Raw genomic sequence first — 16,240 nt, 5'->3', positions numbered from 1 at the left:
GCAGCCTCTTTAATAAATACTTCGCATAGATTACGCAAAAAGTGGGTTCAATTCCATTTAACCGCCCGTTTTCAGACAGTAGCCGGGCGTCGCATGACGCTCGATCCATGCGATCATTTTACCCGCAATATCGACCCCTGTGGTTTTTTCCACGCCTTCCAGCCCCGGCGAGGCATTCACTTCCATGACCAGCGGTCCACGCGTTGCCCGCAGAAGGTCTACCCCCGCCACGTCCAGCCCCAGGGTTTGCGCGGCTTTTACCGCAATTTCCCGCTCACGCTCACTGATATCCGCCACCCGCGCAACGCCGCCACGGTGCAGGTTGGAGCGGAAGTCGCCCTCTTTTGCCTGGCGCTCTATGGCCGCTACCACCTCGTTCCCCACCACGAAGCAACGAATGTCGCGCCCTTTGGCCTCTTCGATGTACTCCTGCACCAGGATGTGGGCATTCAGCCCCCGGAAAGCATCAATGACGCTTTCTGCCGCCTGGCGTGTTTCCGCCAGCACCACACCAATGCCCTGCGTGCCTTCCACCAGCTTGATCACCAAAGGTGCGCCGCCCACCATATCGATGAGATCGCTGGTGTCGTCCGGTGAGTGGGCAATCCCCGTAACGGGGAGATCGATCCCCTGCCGGGCGAGCAGCTGTAACGAGCGCAGCTTATCGCGGGCGCGGGAGATGGCGACGGATTCATTGAGCGGATAACTGCCCAGCATCTCGAACTGGCGCAGCGCGGCGGTGCCGTAATAGGTTATCTGGGAGCCGATGCGGGGGATCACCGCATCAAAATGCGGCAGCTTGCGGCCTTTGTAGTGAATCGACGAGGCGGCCGGATCAATGTTCATATAGCAGGACATTGGGTCGAGGATCTCAACCTGATGTCCGCGTTTCGCCGCCGCTTCTCGCAGACGTTTACATGAATAGAGCGTTCCATCCCGGGACAAAATGGCAATTTTCACCCTGCACCTCTCTAAAGACATGGAAAAAGCCTGCATATCATATACGCAGGCAGGCGCAGGAGGAATGGACTATCGCGTCGCCCAGCCCTGTTTATGCAGATAATCGAGAATAAACGGACGGTTTTCTTTGATGATGGTGCGACGAATATGGTCACTCCAGGTGTCGCGGCGGTTATTGCTGCCGCGCGTCATATAGTAGTTCGCCAGTTCTTCATCGTATTGCGCGAGGACATCCTGATCGACAGGTTGATAGTGATTTTCATGCACCAGCATGGCGGCAGGAATACGCGGCTTCAGATCCGGGTTATCCGCTGGCCATCCGAGGCACAGGCCAAACAGCGGCAGAACGTGTTTTGGCAGCTTCAGCAGTTCGGTGACGCTTTCGATGTTATTACGCAGGCCGCCGATGTAGACACCGCCTAACCCCAGCGATTCCGCCGCCGTAAAAGCGTTTTGCGCCATCAGCGCGGTATCCACCACGCCCAGCAGCAGCTGTTCTGCCAGCCCCAGCTCGGCCTCAGGGCAGATCTGCAGGTGACGGTTAAAGTCGGCGCAGAACACCCAGAACTCCGCCGCCTGGGCCACATGCTTCTGTCCGCCCGTAAGCGTGACCAGTTGTTCCCGCATGGCCGGATCGGTAATGCGGATAATAGAGCTGCACTGCAGGAAGCTGGAGCTGGAGGTCGCCCTTGCGCTGTTAATAATGACTTCGCGCTGCGCCTCGGTAATCGGCTCATCGGTAAAATGGCGAATGGAACGGTGGGATGTGAGCAGGTCTATGGTTGGCGTCATTTTGTCTCTCTTTGTCTTGCTTAATTCGCATGGCAGCCAGTATAGGCAATGATTGTCACAGTGTAATTGGCGAAACATAGCCTGACTGTATCAAAGCGACAGGCGAAACCTTCTTTAATGGCGGCAGGTTATCGGGCACTATATATGTTATTCGCCGTCAGGCTTGTTTTTTGAGGAGAGAGAAATGTTTGCAGTAATTTTTGGTCGTCCAGGGTGCCCTTACTGTGTGCGCGCGAAAGAGCTGGCTGAGAAACTGACCGCAGAGCGCGATGATTTCAACTTCCGCTACGTTGATATTCACGCGGAAGGCATCACGAAAGCCGATCTGGAAAAAACCGTCGGTAAGCCGGTTGAAACTGTCCCGCAGATCTTCCTCGATCAGAAACACATCGGCGGTTGCACAGATTTTGAAGCTTACGCCAAAGAGCATCTTGGCCTGTTTGCTGAGCAGTAATACCCAAGCGCCCTCACCTTGAGGGCGTTTTTATTTCGGGTGCCGCCGGTGTATCAGGCTGCGCACAAACAAGTAGCACAATGCGCCAAGAGCGCACCAGAACACACCGCTCAGCAACCACGCCAGCTCCTGCCAGAAACTTCTCACTGGAATAAACAGCAAGCGCATCAGCAGCAGACACAGTGGTGCTGCAAGCATTGCACCCAATAGCGGTTTCACCACCTCCCCTTTACGGGAGAGAAAGCTGGCGGCCGCGCCCGGCAGAGTGAAAAAGAGTAAACCCAGCTCCGGATGACCCGACGCCCTGAATGCCCCTTTCACATTAAAAGCAAGCGACATGCACACGACCGTGAACAGCAAAAAGCAGCTGATCACCCCCGCCCAGTTTCGTTTAATGTTCAAACAATCCTCCTGACTTATCTCTATCAAATACACATTCGTCGGGTAGACGCCCAGTCAGATAAAGCAATGCGGCAATCCTTGCCAAAGTACGCACAGGGTGATGCGATAATCAGTAGCTGTCAGTAGCTAATACGATTAAACTACACGCCAGCTAATGTTTTAGGGAATAAAGCAGGAAACAGGGAGCGTTAACGCCTTTCCCTGACCCAGAAAACAGTAGCCCAAAAAGCCCTTTCATTCAACAACTTACTGGTAAACAAGAAGTTAGCCTCCGTGAATATAAACGTCGCAGACTTGTTAAATGGGAATTACATCCTGTTATTATTTGTTGTACTCGCGCTGGGCCTTTGCCTGGGTAAATTGCGCCTGGGGTCGGTTCAACTTGGTAATTCCATTGGCGTTTTAGTCGTATCATTAATATTAGGTCAGCAGCATTTCAGCATTAACACGGACGCGCTCAACTTAGGTTTTATGCTGTTTATTTTTTGTGTTGGTGTGGAAGCGGGTCCCAACTTTTTTTCAATTTTCTTCCGCGACGGCAAAAATTATCTGATGCTGGCGCTGGTCATGGTCGGTAGCGCACTGCTGATCGCGTTAGGGCTGGGTAAACTGTTTGGCTGGGATATCGGGTTAACGGCCGGTATGCTGGCAGGTTCGATGACATCTACGCCAGTGCTTGTCGGTGCAGGTGATACCCTGCGCCATTCCGGCATGGCTGGAGCACAACTCTCTACCGCCCTCGACCACCTGAGCCTGGGCTATGCCCTGACTTATCTGATCGGTCTTGTGAGCCTGATTGTGGGCGCGCGCTACCTGCCGAAACTGCAACACCAGGATCTACAGACCAGCGCCCAGCAAATCGCCCGCGAGCGCGGCCTGGATACCGATTCCAAACGTAAAGTCTATCTCCCGGTGATCCGTGCCTACCGCGTCGGGCCAGAACTTGTGGCATGGGCAGACGGGAAAAATCTTCGCGAGCTGGGCATTTACCGCCAAACCGGTTGCTATATCGAACGCATTCGACGTAACGGCATTCTGGCGAACCCGGACGGCGATGCGGTGCTGCAGATGGGCGACGATATCGCACTGGTGGGTTACCCGGATGCTCACGCCCGTCTTGACCCAAGCTTCCGTAACGGTAAAGAGGTATTCGACCGCGATCTGCTCGACATGCGTATCGTCACCGAAGAGATTGTGGTGAAAAACCATAATGCCGTTGGCCGCCGTCTGGCGCAGCTGAAGCTGACCGACCACGGCTGCTTCCTCAACCGCGTGATCCGCAGCCAGATTGAGATGCCTATCGACGACAACGTCGTACTCAATAAAGGCGACGTGCTCCAGGTCAGCGGCGACGCCCGCCGCGTGAAAACCGTTGCCGACCGTATCGGCTTTATCTCCATTCACAGCCAGGTCACCGACCTGCTGGCCTTCTGCGCCTTCTTTATCGTAGGCCTGATGATTGGGATGATCACCTTCCAGTTCAGCAACTTTAGCTTCGGCATCGGTAACGCCGCCGGTTTGCTGTTCGCCGGGATCATGCTGGGCTTCCTGCGAGCGAACCATCCGACCTTTGGCTACATTCCGCAGGGCGCGCTGAATATGGTGAAAGAGTTCGGCCTGATGGTCTTTATGGCGGGTGTCGGGTTAAGCGCGGGTAGCGGCATTGGCCACAGCCTGGGTGCCGTCGGCTGGCAAATGTTAGTTTCCGGACTGATCGTCAGCCTGGTACCGGTTGTCATCTGTTTCCTGTTCGGCGCCTACGTGCTGCGCATGAACCGCGCCCTGCTCTTCGGAGCAATGATGGGTGCTCGTACCTGTGCGCCAGCCATGGAAATTATCAGTGACACCGCACGCAGTAACATCCCGGCGCTGGGCTATGCGGGCACTTACGCTATCGCTAACGTACTGCTGACGCTGGCAGGTACGCTGATCATTATCATCTGGCCTGGACTCGGATAACTCCTAAGTTTGCGCATAAAGAAAAAATTTTCGTTATGCGCAGAACTTTTTGATCAGGGGGCAGTCATAACTAGTGCCACTGCTTTTCTTTGATGTCCCCAATTTGTGGAGCCCATCAACCCCGCCGTTTTGGTTCAAGGTTGATGGGTTTTTTGTTGCCTGCTATATTACCCCCTGAAAATCAAAAACTTACAACCTTTCACTAAAGCCAAATGGCGGCGGCGCGTAAGCACGTTGATGGAGTCTATATGGGACGACAAATTCCACAGCCAGTTATTTCGGTTTTATCTGACCATATGGGCTCAGTCGAAACTCACGCAACCATGAACAGTTTGTTCATGTACGCTGATGCACCTGGCGATGCTCCTGATTTAGCGAAAGCGGCGAAAGCACAGGAATGGCTGAGAAGAATCAACAAAGAATGTGACGACCCATTAGCAATCCTTGGCAGATTGATAGAAGGCTACATGGAAGCAGATCAGCCTAAAGGCAGCATATTCGGTTGGGAACAACCCAAGGTTGACTTTGCCGAAAAAATGACTGATTTGCTTGGTCGATATGGATTGCGATATCTGACTGGCGGACATATTTCTGATGGAGCATCGATAACCTCTGTCACCCTAAAAGAGGCAATTGGAAAACGCAACATTCCCGCTGTAGAGATGGAGTTTTCCAGGGTACTTGAGAATATCCACACTGATCCGAGAGAAGCAGTATCCGCAGCCTGTAACATTATGGAATCGACCTTCAAAGTATATATTGACGATGAAAAACTTCAGATTCCAGCCAAGCAAGATCTACAGGGACTATGGAAAGTTGTTCGAGAGTCTTTAGGGCTTGATACTAAAGCAGTTGAAGATGAAGACCTCAAACGCATTCTTAGTGGCCTCTATTCGTTGACTGATGGGATTGGTGCCCTACGAACTCACGCAAGTTCAGCTCACGGAGCCGGAAGAAAAATCTATAACTTAAAGCCTCGCCACGCCAGATTAGCTATAAATGCTGCACATACTTTGACTATGTTCATTCTCGAATCTTGGGATGAACAGAAACAAAAAAGCCCGTGATACTTTGAATAAACCTACGCATTCAAGTAAGTTTTTGATGGCTAAGAAATGAGTGACACAAAAGTGTTGCACACGGTTTATCCGTTTGTGATGTATGACACTCTGTGCGCCATAGCCCTGATGCTTAATAATTCTTGTTACAAACTGAGGAGGACTCAATGGCTGACCCTTTAGCAACGGTTCTTACGCACTTAACAAACCTTGTTTCATTTAGATCGTCACTCAGGCTGCTGATAATCTCTGGTTCGATTATTTACTGTTGGGTTTTTATTGCACCAATGCTGACCCCATTTAAGCTACCCAGCGAATTATCATTAGGATTAATTACAGTAATTGGTTTTTCAATTGGTGCTTTGACATCTTCCATTCTGTTCAACTCAGTAGACTTCATTTACAGTTCTACCAAAAACAGAATACAACTCAGAAAGAATAAATTAGACCGTCAAAAACAATCGGCAGAAAAAGAGATAAGCGATCGCAAGAAACTAGAATTATTTGAAAGTAGCTTTAATGACTATTCATTTCAAGCCAAAAATATAATGTTAAAGCTTAATAAAAGTGATTGCACAATTGTTCTGGAGCCATATAGTGATTCTGAACACAATAAGGCATTCATGGGCCTTCTTGAAAGCAATATTATATTACCACTTCACCGACTAGATAAAAAAAACACTTTCTGCACTATTAACCCATCATATAAAAAAGTAATCAGCCAATTATTTGAATTCAAACATCGAAAAGAAGTTGATGACTTATTTGATTTCAACCCTGATGGGCTTAAAATGTTGATGAAGAATTTTCAAGATCGCACCTTTGATGAAGAGCATATATTCAACATTCCTTTTGTTAGTTATCAAAACAGGTACAACTATCAACCTGTCATTAAAAATGAAATATACGAACCAGGTGAATTCATTGATAACTGCAATATACAATTTTATATTGACGAGCATCATTACCCCTACGTTCATGAGAAATTTGGCGCAGAGATTAGAAGTTACATACTCGGTAATTTTAATGAAGAGCGGGCTTTGAAACGTCTTGGCCAGCTACATTCCTAACATGCCACCATAAAATCATGTGTATTCTGACACTGTTAATCTTTTCAGTTTTTCATAAGTTCTTGTCCAATCGAAAACCCGCGCCAGTTCTCACCCTGCGGGTTCTCCATGAGCTTCTCACCTCATAAATTTGATCTTCTTTTTTCACATAAAACATAAAAATACCTTTATTATCATATTATTACGCATTTTATTAGATCCAGCACAGATCCATAAATGTGAAAAACACTGAAATTCTTTTCAATCTTTTCAGTTTCGGTTTACCGGGATGCTTACAAACATCCCTAGCGGCGACCGGGACGCGATCAAGTTTATTGGGATGGGGGATATTTCGGCCAAAGATGAGTTTGCGAGCGTGAAAAACATCAGCGCCTAGGACATTCTGAACGCACACCGTTTTCCGGCCGGACTGGCAGGTATAGTTCCGCAGAACACTGCCGGACTGGGCGACCCGGAGAAGGTTGAGCGAACCTACAAAAAGAATGAAGTGCTGCACATTCAACGCCGCCTTGCGATGGCCATCAACAGCGATCCGGAAATCTCGCCCAACCTGCATCTGTATTTTGCAATGGAAACAACGGAGAAGGGTGCAGCATGAGACAAAAAAGGCTAAAATCCAGGCATTATTTAACAGCTGGAGAGCGAAATATGAGAGTCCTGAAAATTGAATGCCTGAATGTGACTCAAAGGCTGTGATTCGCAAGACTAACCGGAAGCACCGACAGATTGCTGATATTTACTGTGCCTGTGCAGATGTGGAGTGTGGGCGCGCTTTTGTTATGAATTTGACGTTTTCCCATACCCTCAGCCCCAGCGCTAAAACTGGAGATGTGATAGTTCAGCCTCTTCTGAATCATCCCTCACCCGCACAAAAACAAATGGCGCTAGACTTACTGAAAGCACCAGCGGTATAGTGCTTCGACTTCCATTTTATCAGCCAGTTAATTTGATAAATGAGTCAATATCATATCACTGGCTTGCATATTTTCTTTTATCAATCTTTCAGCTGCTGCAATGCTTGAAGCCTTAGATAGCGCTAAAAAACCTATAATTAAAAACTCACCAGTCACTAAGCAAAGAGCAATAAATAACTTCGCATCCATTCCTTTAATAAGTTTCGTCACAAGCTCAGACTCAAAGTTAATCAAATAAACAACTAACATCGGGATTGTCATTATAAAAACAAAATAGATTGCAATACATATTGTTTTTAAAAATTTCCTGTACGCAACATTTCTATATCGCTTCGTCTTCCATTCAAATAATGAAATGCCCTTTTCATTAACTTCTACAAATCGTCTGCATTTTTTGAACGATTCAATAGCCCTAACAGGATCAGAAACCTCAAGAACTCTGTCCCGCTGAGATGGCTTAAGGTTCGTATTTCCCAGAAATGCAATAACCCCAAAATCATAACCTAATCTCTCAAATTTTTTGCGGCCTGTCTTTGCAAACAGTTCATATGCAAACAAGCTTCGTTTTGAGAAATTATTAAATGGTTTATTAAACTCAAAATCTCGCCATTTGATAACATTGATTATAATAATAACAGTCCCCAAAACCGATACTATCGCTTTCAGATTATTTAAAAAATCCATTTCATCCCTCATAACCAACATAGTTATTGGATAATATCTACCCCAATAACAATTTAATTGCAACAACTTCAGTTTGGGGGAAATGTTCCCCCTATCAATTATTTATTAGCAAAAGCGACACCCGGCACGGGAGATCGCTGCGCGTGATTTTGCCCAGACGTTGCATAAATAACGCTGCGTGTCCCGTGGGCTTAATCCGTTCCACTGAGACACAAAGCCGCCCTTACTGTGTACAGCGTGATAACGTGAAAGCGCAGTGATTGTGTAAAACTCGCCAGCCAGCCCCTGTTCATTGGCGATATCTTTAAACCCACGCATACGTACAATCAGTTCGCAACAACGAATGGCCGGGTTTTAGAATGCATCACTCTAAATTGAACTCATCTATTCTCACTTTAAACTCCCGATAAATCCTATTTAGGTTAAAAAATATCAAGTCATTATCCTAAAAATCCCGTGTTTTTCATAAACATGATCTGTTTTGAACTTCCATACAAGCGACGAGAATAATCTGGAGCGGATAGAAACCTACTATGGAGGGGATAGGGATGCGATTTTCAAGCTCGGTAATGGAAATGCCGGTATTAGGGAATGCAGCAAAAGATCGCTCAATTGAGCTTAAGCGCGAGGCCGGTAGGCATGTACCATTCTGAAGAGATCATCCGCCAGCTTCAGAGCCAAAAAGTACTGGCCATGAAGCTGGACCAGGCGGTACGCGCGGTAGGTGAAGAGGTAAAGAGCAACCTGAGTAATATAGGGGCCGGTGCCCAACGCCTGCTGTACTACACTTCCTGCTTTACTGATGAATATTACGATGTATGCACCAGACAAAACCTGGAGGACGCTCGCTTTCGAAAAGGCATATTCCACCTCGTTTCTCGCTGGAACATCGTCTTTGACCTAATCAACACGTACGTTGAGGAGCTGGTTAAGAATTATTCACCGGAAGAATTATCAGCGATAAAGCATGCTCTAATGCGCGCGAACGTTCACATATCCACCAGCACGCTAACCTCGTATTCATTCTCTGCAGGCGTTGCATCGACTATTTGCCTCTATGTGACCCTCCCACCTTCAGGGTTAAAGGTCGTTTCAGGATTAACGGGCGCGGCTATTGGCGGGTTGGGGATATACGGGATTGTGCAAAAGGCCGTTGACAGCGCTCACCGCTTGCAAGTGATGCATCCCGCCTACTATCAAGCGTTGTACCTGCGAGAACTGGAAATGATGTATTTCCTGGTGGAACCTGCGTTTATGCGAGCAGGCGTACTAACCCAGCAATGGGCTGACAGTCAAAGCCCTTATGATGCTGCTGACACGATCCTTAAGCTCATGGGCAGGCACTAATGAGCTTTCTAAGACGCTGGTTCAAATCTCAGGCCCAGTTTTTCTTCTGGACCTATATACCCATCATCCTCACGTTCATTTTTGGCTATGTCCTTGACGTTTATTTCCCTGAGGTTAGCCAAGGATTCATCCTCCTGTTTTACCTGGTCACACTGGGGCTGGCTTACTGGATATGGCATTGAGGACCATAAAAGCTTCACGTTTACTAATAAGGAAATGACATGTCTACACCCGCACATCTCTGGCTTGAGGACGAGAACGGCTCGCCAATTGTCGGTAGCTGCATGATGCCCACCCGTCTTGGTTCCATAGAACTGAAATCGTTCTCCCACGGCGTAACCATTCCGGTTGACCCAAGCTGGGGCAAGCTCACCGGCACGCGCGTCCATCACCCAATTACGATAGTCAAAGAATTTGATCAGACTACCCCACTTCTTTACCGTGCCGTGTGTGAAGGGCGAGTTATGAAGAAGGGGGTTATTAAGATGTACCGTATTCTGACGTCCGGTATCGAAGTCGAATATTTCAATATCGTGATGGAAAACGTTAAGTTCACGACTGTGGCACCCTTCCTAACCCCTAACGGGATGAGCAGCACCCATCTTGAAACGCTCGAATTGCGTTATGAAGCCATTTCCTGGAAGTACACTGAGGGGAATATCATCTTCCGTGACACCTGGAACGATCGCTGCTGCGCCTGAGCACAGAAGTACGTTGAAAGTGAGCAGATAAAAAGGAACCGTTCCAGGGGACGGTTTCTTTCCCATGACTGTCAGGGGTGGTCCAGGCAAGCCATAAAGACTATTTTGGTCTTCTACAAGCCCCCCGGATTTTTTTCTATCCTTCCTGCTTTTCCCTCTTCTCTCTCCAGCCATAGACATATATGATTTAATGCATATGATAAAAAACATTCAGGATGGCCGAATGCTCCACCCGCTCCAACTCTTCAAAACCCTCTCCGACGAAACACGGCTCTCCATCATCATGCTGCTCCGCGAAGCGGGCGAGCTGTGCGTCTGCGATCTCTGCTCCGCGACCACCGAGTCGCAGCCGAAAGTCTCCCGCCACATGGCGCTGCTGCGAGAGTCCGGGCTGGTTATCGATCGCCGGGAAGGGAAATGGATCCATTACCGTTTATCCCCCCACATGCCTGCATGGGCGGCAACCATTATCGACAACAGCTGGAACTGCCTGCGGGAAGAGACGCGTGAGAAGCTGAAAAACAGACTTCCGGGTTCGTGCTAATCAATACACATTCACAAAAACAGATATGATGGAGTAAGCAATGTTTCTGGCAGGGGCAATTTTTCTGTTTACGCTGGTACTGGTTATCTGGCAGCCAAGGGGACTGAGTATCGGCTGGAGCGCGACCATTGGTGCCGTGCTGGCGCTGGTCAGCGGTGTGATCCACATTAATGATATTCCGGTGGTCTGGAATATCGTCTGGAACGCGACGGCCACGTTTATCGCCGTCATTATCATCAGCCTGCTGCTGGATGAGTCTGGCTTTTTCGAATGGGCTGCGCTACACGTCGCCCGCTGGGGGAACGGCCGGGGGAGATTGCTTTTTACGTATATCGTGCTGCTCGGCGCGGCGGTTGCGGCGCTGTTTGCCAATGACGGTGCGGCGCTGATCCTGACGCCTATCGTGATTGCTATGCTGCTGGCGCTGGGGTTCAGCAAGCAGGCAACGCTGGCGTTTGTGATGGCGGCAGGGTTTATCGCCGATACCGCCAGCCTGCCGCTGATTGTCTCTAACCTGGTCAACATTGTGTCAGCCGATTTCTTCACGCTGGGGTTCAGCGAATATGCCTCGGTGATGATCCCGGTTGATATCGCCGCGATTGCCGCCACGCTGGTGATGCTGCATCTGTTCTTTCGCAAGGAAATTCCCCCGGAATATGACCTGTCGAAACTTCGGGAGCCAGCGCGCGCTATTACCGATCTCCCGACGTTCAGAACGGGCTGGATCGTCCTGCTCCTTCTTCTGGTCGGCTTCTTTGTGCTCGAACCTCTCGGTATTCCGGTCAGCGCCATTGCGACCGTCGGTGCGCTGATTTTATTCGCTGTCGCAAAACGCGGACATGCGATAAACACCGGAAAAGTGCTGCGCGGCGCACCGTGGCAGATCGTCATCTTCTCGCTGGGGATGTATCTGGTGGTGTATGGCCTGCGCAATGCCGGGCTGACGGACTCTCTCACAGGCGTACTGAATAGCCTGGCCGGATACGGATTATGGGCGACTACGCTGGGAACCGGGTTCATCACCGCGTTCCTGTCATCCATAATGAACAATATGCCCACGGTGCTGATTGGCGCGCTCTCTATTGACGGCAGCACGGCAACTGGGTTGATCGAGGACGCGATGATTTACGCCAACGTGATTGGATGCGATCTGGGGCCGAAAATCACACCTATCGGCAGCCTGGCGACACTGCTCTGGCTTCATGTACTGGCGCAGAAAAACATGACGATTACCTGGGGTTACTATTTCCGGACGGGTATCATTATGACGCTGCCGGTCCTGTTTGTGACGCTCGCCGCGCTGGCGCTACGTCTCTCCTTCACACTGTAATGAGCCACTGATATGACCCACATCACCATTTACCACAACCCCGCCTGCGGTACCTCGCGCAACACGCTGGAGATGATCCGCAACAGCGGCACGGAGCCAGAGATTATCCTCTATCTGGAAACCCCACCGTCCCGCGAGAAGTTGACCACTCTGATTGCCGATATGGGGATTTCTGTTCGGGATCTGCTGCGTAAAAACGTGGAGCCCTATGAACAGCTCGGCCTGGCCGAAGATAAATTCACCGACGAACAGCTGCTCGACTTCATGCTGCAATACCCGATCCTGATTAACCGTCCGATCGTCGTGACGCCGCTGGGCACTCGCCTGTGTCGCCCTTCTGAAGTCGTCCTCGACATCCTGCCTGACGCGCAAAAAGGGGCATTTACGAAAGAGGATGGCGAAGCCGTCGTTGATGCCAGCGGGAAAAAAATCTCACAAAAGTAACCCATTGATAATGGCGCAGTAAGGCTTGCATGCGGCATACCCCACCTACCGGCTGAGTTGCATCAGCCGAAACCCGGCACATACTTTTGAGGGTTAAGTCTGGTGAGGGTATGCGGATATGGGCTTTAAAAACAAAATCGCGGTCATCTTCGGCGGCAGTGGCGCCATCGGCAGCGCTGTGGCACATGCTCTGGCGCGTGAGGGGGCTGAAGTGCACCTCGCTGCACGCACCTCTACCAGGCTGGAACACGTTGCCAACAGCATTCGCAACGCAGGCGGGTCTGCCAGCACATTTATTTTCGATGCGCTGGATGAGTTCGCGCAGCTTCCTGAGTTTGCCCACATTGATATTGTCGTCAACGCCACGGGCTTTATGCACGATCAGGGAAAACGCCTTGACGCATTAGCCCTTAGCGAATTCAGGCAGGGTTTTGATCCCTTCCTGACCGCGTACTTTAACATCGCCAAAGCTGTTTCACCCCGCATGGGCGGCGAACATGGCGGAACCCTGATTACCGTCGTCGCGCCCGCCGCGAATATGGCGATCTCCGGGCACCTGGGACATATCGTTGGCTGCGCGGGAACAGAAGCGTTTACCCGGGCGCTTGCCGCAGAACTGGGCGTTAAAAATATTCGCGTCGTGTGCGTGCGTTCGCACGCGATTGCCGACGCGGTGCAGGCAGGTTCGTATGTCGGTGCCATTTTCGCCGCTAAGGCGCAGGAGATGGGAATTACGGTCGAGCAGTTTCTCGGTGGTGCCGCGCAAAGTACCCTGACACATCACCTGCCCACGCTGGCACAGGTAGCAGACACGATTACGTTTCTGGCCTCAGATGCGGCAAGCGCCATCACGGGAACTACCGTCAATATGACCGCGGGCGCAACCTAGCAGCCGCCCTCGCCCGCAATTCTGCCCACCATAACCCGGATCTCCTCCCGGGTTAATGGTGCCCGGTCGGTGACATAGTGCAGCGTCATCCCTTCAATAAACGCATCCAGCGCACGGGTGGTAACCGGGTCAAACCACTGCTCCAGCGTGGTCTGGCTCATCTTCATCCAGTCCTGCATCACCGTTTTGAGCGCCGCGCTGCGGTGCATAAAGGCGTAGAGCTGATACATCAGCGCCATGTTGTGCGGCGTCGTCACCTGTGAGCTGTGGATCAGCGTGGTGATGGATTCACACGCCATTTCCGGCCCGGTGACGCCCGCGAAGAAATCCCGGTACTGTTGCGACATCTGCCGGGTAAACCACGTGAAAGCTTCCTCCAGCAGCGGCTCCATACCGTCGAAATAGTAGGTCATCGAACCTAGCGGCACACCTGCACAGGTGGCGATTTTACGGTGCGTGACGGCGTGAATCCCGTGTTCGGCAATAGTATCGAGCGTTGCCTTCAGGATCTTCTCCCGTCGATGCGGATCGTTCGGTGGTCTGCTCATAAATTCCTCACGTGGTTTGTGTACAAATGTACACAAACTTGCTAGTGTTGTCGCTATTGTTGTACTTCTGGTGCTACACCAATGACGCTGACCTCTCCCCGCAAAGCCCTGCAGCTGCGCCTGTGGGCGCTGTTTATGTTCTTCTTCATTCCCGGCCTGCTGATGGCCTCCTGGGCCACGCGTACCCCCGCCATTCGCGATATTTTGTCCGTTTCTACTGCCGAGATGGGTATTGTGCTGTTCGGTCTGTCGATAGGCTCTATGAGCGGCATTCTTTGCTCAGCGTGGCTGGTGAAGCGCTTTGGTACACGGGCGGTGATCCGCACCACCATGTGCTTTGCCGTGTTCGGGATGGGGGTACTGAGCGTTGCGCTATGGTTTGCCTCACCGGTTCTGTTTGCCCTGGGGCTGACAATATTTGGCGGCAGCTTCGGCTCGGCGGAAGTGGCGATAAACGTTGAAGGGGCGGCGGTCGAGCGCGAGATGAACAAAACCGTGCTGCCGATGATGCATGGCTTTTACAGCCTTGGCACGCTGGCCGGTGCGGGCGTGGGGATGGCGCTGACGGCCTTTGGCGTCACTGCGAATCTGCATATCCTGCTGGCAGCACTGGTTTGTATCATTCCGATTTTGACCGGCATCCGGGCAATCCCTGACGGCACTGGTAAGAACTCCTCTGATGAACAACATTCTGCGGAAAAAGGGCTGCCTTTCTACCGCGATATTCAACTGATGCTGATCGGCGTGGTGGTGCTGGCAATGGCTTTCGCAGAAGGTTCCGCCAACGACTGGCTGCCGCTGCTGATGGTGGACGGCCACGGCTTTAGCCCGACCTCCGGCTCGCTGATCTACGCCGGGTTTACGCTGGGGATGACCGTAGGGCGCTTTACCGGCGGCTGGTTTATCGATCGCTACAGCCGCGTGGCGGTGGTTCGCGCCAGTGCTCAGCTCGGAGGGCTGGGAATTGCGATGATCATCTTTGTGGATGTGGACTGGATTGCCGGCGTGTCGGTCATCCTCTGGGGGCTGGGTGCATCACTCGGCTTCCCGCTGACCATTTCGGCCGCCAGCGATACCGGCCCGGATGCCCCAACGCGCGTCAGCGTGGTGGCGACCACGGGCTACCTCGCTTTCCTGGTCGGGCCGCCACTGCTCGGTTTCCTCGGCGAGCACTACGGGCTGCGCAGCGCCATGCTGGTGGTGTTAGGACTGGTCATCATCGCAGCGCTGGTGGCACGCGCGGTGGCAAAGCCGGAAACGAATCAAACGACACTGGAGAAGGGATATGAGCGTTAAACTGATCGCCGTCGACATGGATGGCACTTTCCTGAGCGATGCAAAAACCTACAATCGCCCGCGTTTTCTGGCCCAGTATGCGCGCATGAAGGCGCAAGGCATTCGCTTCGCCGTCGCCAGCGGCAACCAGTAATACCAGCTGATCTCCTTTTTCCCGGAGATCGCGCATGAAATTGCATTTGTCGCCGAAAATGGTGGCTGGGTCGTGAGCGAAGGGGAAGATGTCTTTAACGGTGAACTGTCGAAAGCCCATTTCGAGACCGTCGCAAACGTCTTAAACGACGTTCCGGGCATTGAGATCATCGCCTGCGGGAAAAGTAGCGCGTATACGCTGAAATGCTATGACGAGGGCTTTAAGGAGATCGCGGCGAAATACTACCACCGCCTCGAAATGGTGAGTGATTTCGACAACCTGAACGATATTTTCTTCAAGTTTGGGCTTAACGTGTCTGACGATGAAATCCCGCGTATACAGGCGCTGCTGCATGAAAAACTGTGTGACATCATGGTGCCCGTCACGACCGGGCACGGCAGCATAGACCTGATCATCCCAGGCGTACATAAAGCCAATGGTCTGCGGATACTGCAAAAGCGCTGGGGCATAGACGACAGTGAAGTGCTGGCCTTTGGTGATAGCGGTAATGACGTGGAGATGTTGCGCCAGTCCGGGTTCAGCTTTGCGATGGCAAATGCCAGACCGCATATTAAAGCGGTGGCGCGCTTTGAAGCACCGCATAATAACGAGGAAGGGGTTTTAAACGTGATTGAGAAGGTGTTGAACGGAGAGGCGCCGTTTAATTGATAGCGTGCGGTCTGGTGTCCTCTCTACCCCTCTCCCATACGGGAGA

At 51.2% G+C, this 16,240-nt stretch carries 16 protein-coding genes and 4 pseudogenes; 14 read left to right on the top strand and 6 right to left on the bottom strand.

All coding sequences use genetic code 11. The annotated features are described in order from the left end of the window. Window positions 1-57 precede the first annotated feature (57 nt). Both rimK and nfsA read right to left on the bottom strand, forming a co-directional pair. Window positions 58-960 (bottom strand): 30S ribosomal protein S6--L-glutamate ligase, encoded by a 903-nt coding sequence (gene rimK / locus LCD46_06795; GenBank protein ID UOY72017.1) that lies wholly within the window; start codon window positions 958-960, stop codon window positions 58-60. Between the two features lie 69 nt (window positions 961-1,029). Beyond that, window positions 1,030-1,752, bottom strand: a complete 723-nt coding sequence (nfsA, locus tag LCD46_06790; protein UOY72016.1) for a nitroreductase NfsA — start codon at window positions 1,750-1,752, stop codon at window positions 1,030-1,032. A gap of 184 nt (window positions 1,753-1,936) precedes the next feature. Here nfsA and LCD46_06785 point away from each other — a divergent pair, with 184 nt between their 5' ends. Further along, window positions 1,937-2,206, top strand: a complete 270-nt coding sequence (locus LCD46_06785; GenBank protein UOY72015.1) for a GrxA family glutaredoxin — start codon at window positions 1,937-1,939, stop codon at window positions 2,204-2,206. Window positions 2,207-2,236: 30 nt separating this feature from the next. On the opposite strand, the gene LCD46_06780 is transcribed toward LCD46_06785, so the two are convergent. Then, on the bottom strand, window positions 2,237-2,608 hold the full coding sequence (locus LCD46_06780) for an inner membrane protein YbjM (protein ID UOY72014.1): 372 nt from the start codon (window positions 2,606-2,608) through the stop codon (window positions 2,237-2,239). Window positions 2,609-2,881: 273 nt separating this feature from the next. Here LCD46_06780 and LCD46_06775 point away from each other — a divergent pair, with 273 nt between their 5' ends. The 5 genes and pseudogenes from LCD46_06775 to LCD46_06755 all read left to right on the top strand — a co-directional run bounded on the left by LCD46_06775 (window position 2,882) and on the right by LCD46_06755 (window position 7,609). Further along, window positions 2,882-4,567: an aspartate:alanine antiporter gene (locus tag LCD46_06775; protein ID UOY72013.1), complete on the top strand. Its 1,686-nt coding sequence runs from the start codon at window positions 2,882-2,884 to the stop codon at window positions 4,565-4,567. A gap of 248 nt (window positions 4,568-4,815) precedes the next feature. Beyond that, entirely contained in the window at window positions 4,816-5,634 is an 819-nt protein-coding gene (locus tag LCD46_06770) for an abortive infection family protein (protein ID UOY72012.1), read from the top strand. Between the two features lie 158 nt (window positions 5,635-5,792). Next, a complete protein-coding gene (locus tag LCD46_06765) occupies window positions 5,793-6,695 on the top strand; it encodes a hypothetical protein (GenBank protein ID UOY72011.1) in 903 nt (300 codons plus the stop codon). Window positions 6,696-6,954: 259 nt separating this feature from the next. Continuing rightward, a pseudogene (locus tag LCD46_06760) lies at window positions 6,955-7,293 on the top strand (phage portal protein). Beyond that, window positions 7,290-7,609: pseudogene (locus LCD46_06755) on the top strand (ogr/Delta-like zinc finger family protein). Before LCD46_06760 ends, LCD46_06755 begins: the two co-directional pseudogenes overlap by 4 nt. Window positions 7,610-7,636: 27 nt before the next feature. On the opposite strand, the gene LCD46_06750 reads toward LCD46_06755, so the two are convergent. Then, a complete protein-coding gene (locus LCD46_06750; protein ID UOY72010.1) occupies window positions 7,637-8,293 on the bottom strand; it encodes a hypothetical protein in 657 nt (218 codons plus the stop codon). Window positions 8,294-8,413: 120 nt separating this feature from the next. Next, window positions 8,414-8,647, bottom strand: a pseudogene (locus tag LCD46_06745) (replication endonuclease). A 237-nt stretch (window positions 8,648-8,884) separates the two neighbouring features. On the opposite strand from LCD46_06745, the gene LCD46_06740 reads away from it, so the two are divergent. From LCD46_06740 to LCD46_06715, 6 genes are all read left to right on the top strand, one after another. Further along, complete coding sequence (locus tag LCD46_06740; protein UOY72009.1) at window positions 8,885-9,640, top strand: hypothetical protein; 756 nt, start codon at window positions 8,885-8,887, stop codon at window positions 9,638-9,640. A 221-nt stretch (window positions 9,641-9,861) separates the two neighbouring features. Next, window positions 9,862-10,341, top strand: coding sequence for a type VI secretion system tube protein Hcp (hcp, locus tag LCD46_06735; protein ID UOY72008.1), 480 nt, complete (start codon window positions 9,862-9,864; stop codon window positions 10,339-10,341). Between the two features lie 223 nt (window positions 10,342-10,564). Beyond that, entirely contained in the window at window positions 10,565-10,885 is a 321-nt protein-coding gene (locus LCD46_06730) for a metalloregulator ArsR/SmtB family transcription factor (GenBank protein UOY72007.1), read from the top strand. 40 nt (window positions 10,886-10,925) lie between these two features. After that, the gene (locus tag LCD46_06725) at window positions 10,926-12,215 is read left to right on the top strand and encodes an arsenic transporter (GenBank protein UOY72006.1); all 1,290 of its coding nucleotides are present in this window, start codon (window positions 10,926-10,928) and stop codon (window positions 12,213-12,215) included. Window positions 12,216-12,227: 12 nt separating this feature from the next. After that, on the top strand, window positions 12,228-12,659 hold the full coding sequence (gene arsC, locus LCD46_06720) for a glutaredoxin-dependent arsenate reductase (GenBank protein ID UOY72005.1): 432 nt from the start codon (window positions 12,228-12,230) through the stop codon (window positions 12,657-12,659). A gap of 118 nt (window positions 12,660-12,777) precedes the next feature. Then, the gene (locus LCD46_06715) at window positions 12,778-13,548 is read left to right on the top strand and encodes an SDR family oxidoreductase (protein ID UOY72004.1); all 771 of its coding nucleotides are present in this window, start codon (window positions 12,778-12,780) and stop codon (window positions 13,546-13,548) included. Here the strand turns inward: LCD46_06715 and LCD46_06710 are convergent. Continuing rightward, the gene (locus tag LCD46_06710) at window positions 13,545-14,096 is read right to left on the bottom strand and encodes a TetR family transcriptional regulator (protein UOY72003.1); all 552 of its coding nucleotides are present in this window, start codon (window positions 14,094-14,096) and stop codon (window positions 13,545-13,547) included. The two genes, LCD46_06715 and LCD46_06710, sit on opposite strands and share 4 nt — an antisense overlap. An 81-nt stretch (window positions 14,097-14,177) precedes the next feature. On the opposite strand from LCD46_06710, the gene LCD46_06705 reads away from it, so the two are divergent. Both LCD46_06705 and LCD46_06700 read left to right on the top strand, forming a co-directional pair. Continuing rightward, complete coding sequence (locus tag LCD46_06705; GenBank protein ID UOY72002.1) at window positions 14,178-15,392, top strand: MFS transporter; 1,215 nt, start codon at window positions 14,178-14,180, stop codon at window positions 15,390-15,392. Then, window positions 15,382-16,194, top strand: a pseudogene (locus LCD46_06700) (Cof-type HAD-IIB family hydrolase). The gene LCD46_06705 and the pseudogene LCD46_06700 overlap by 11 nt, the downstream one beginning before the upstream one ends. Window positions 16,195-16,240 lie beyond the last annotated feature (46 nt).

It is taken from the genome of Enterobacter ludwigii (genome assembly GCA_023023105.1).
Classification (GTDB): Bacteria; Pseudomonadota; Gammaproteobacteria; order Enterobacterales; family Enterobacteriaceae; genus Enterobacter; species Enterobacter adelaidei.
This window is presented reverse-complemented; position numbering and strand designations above follow the sequence as displayed.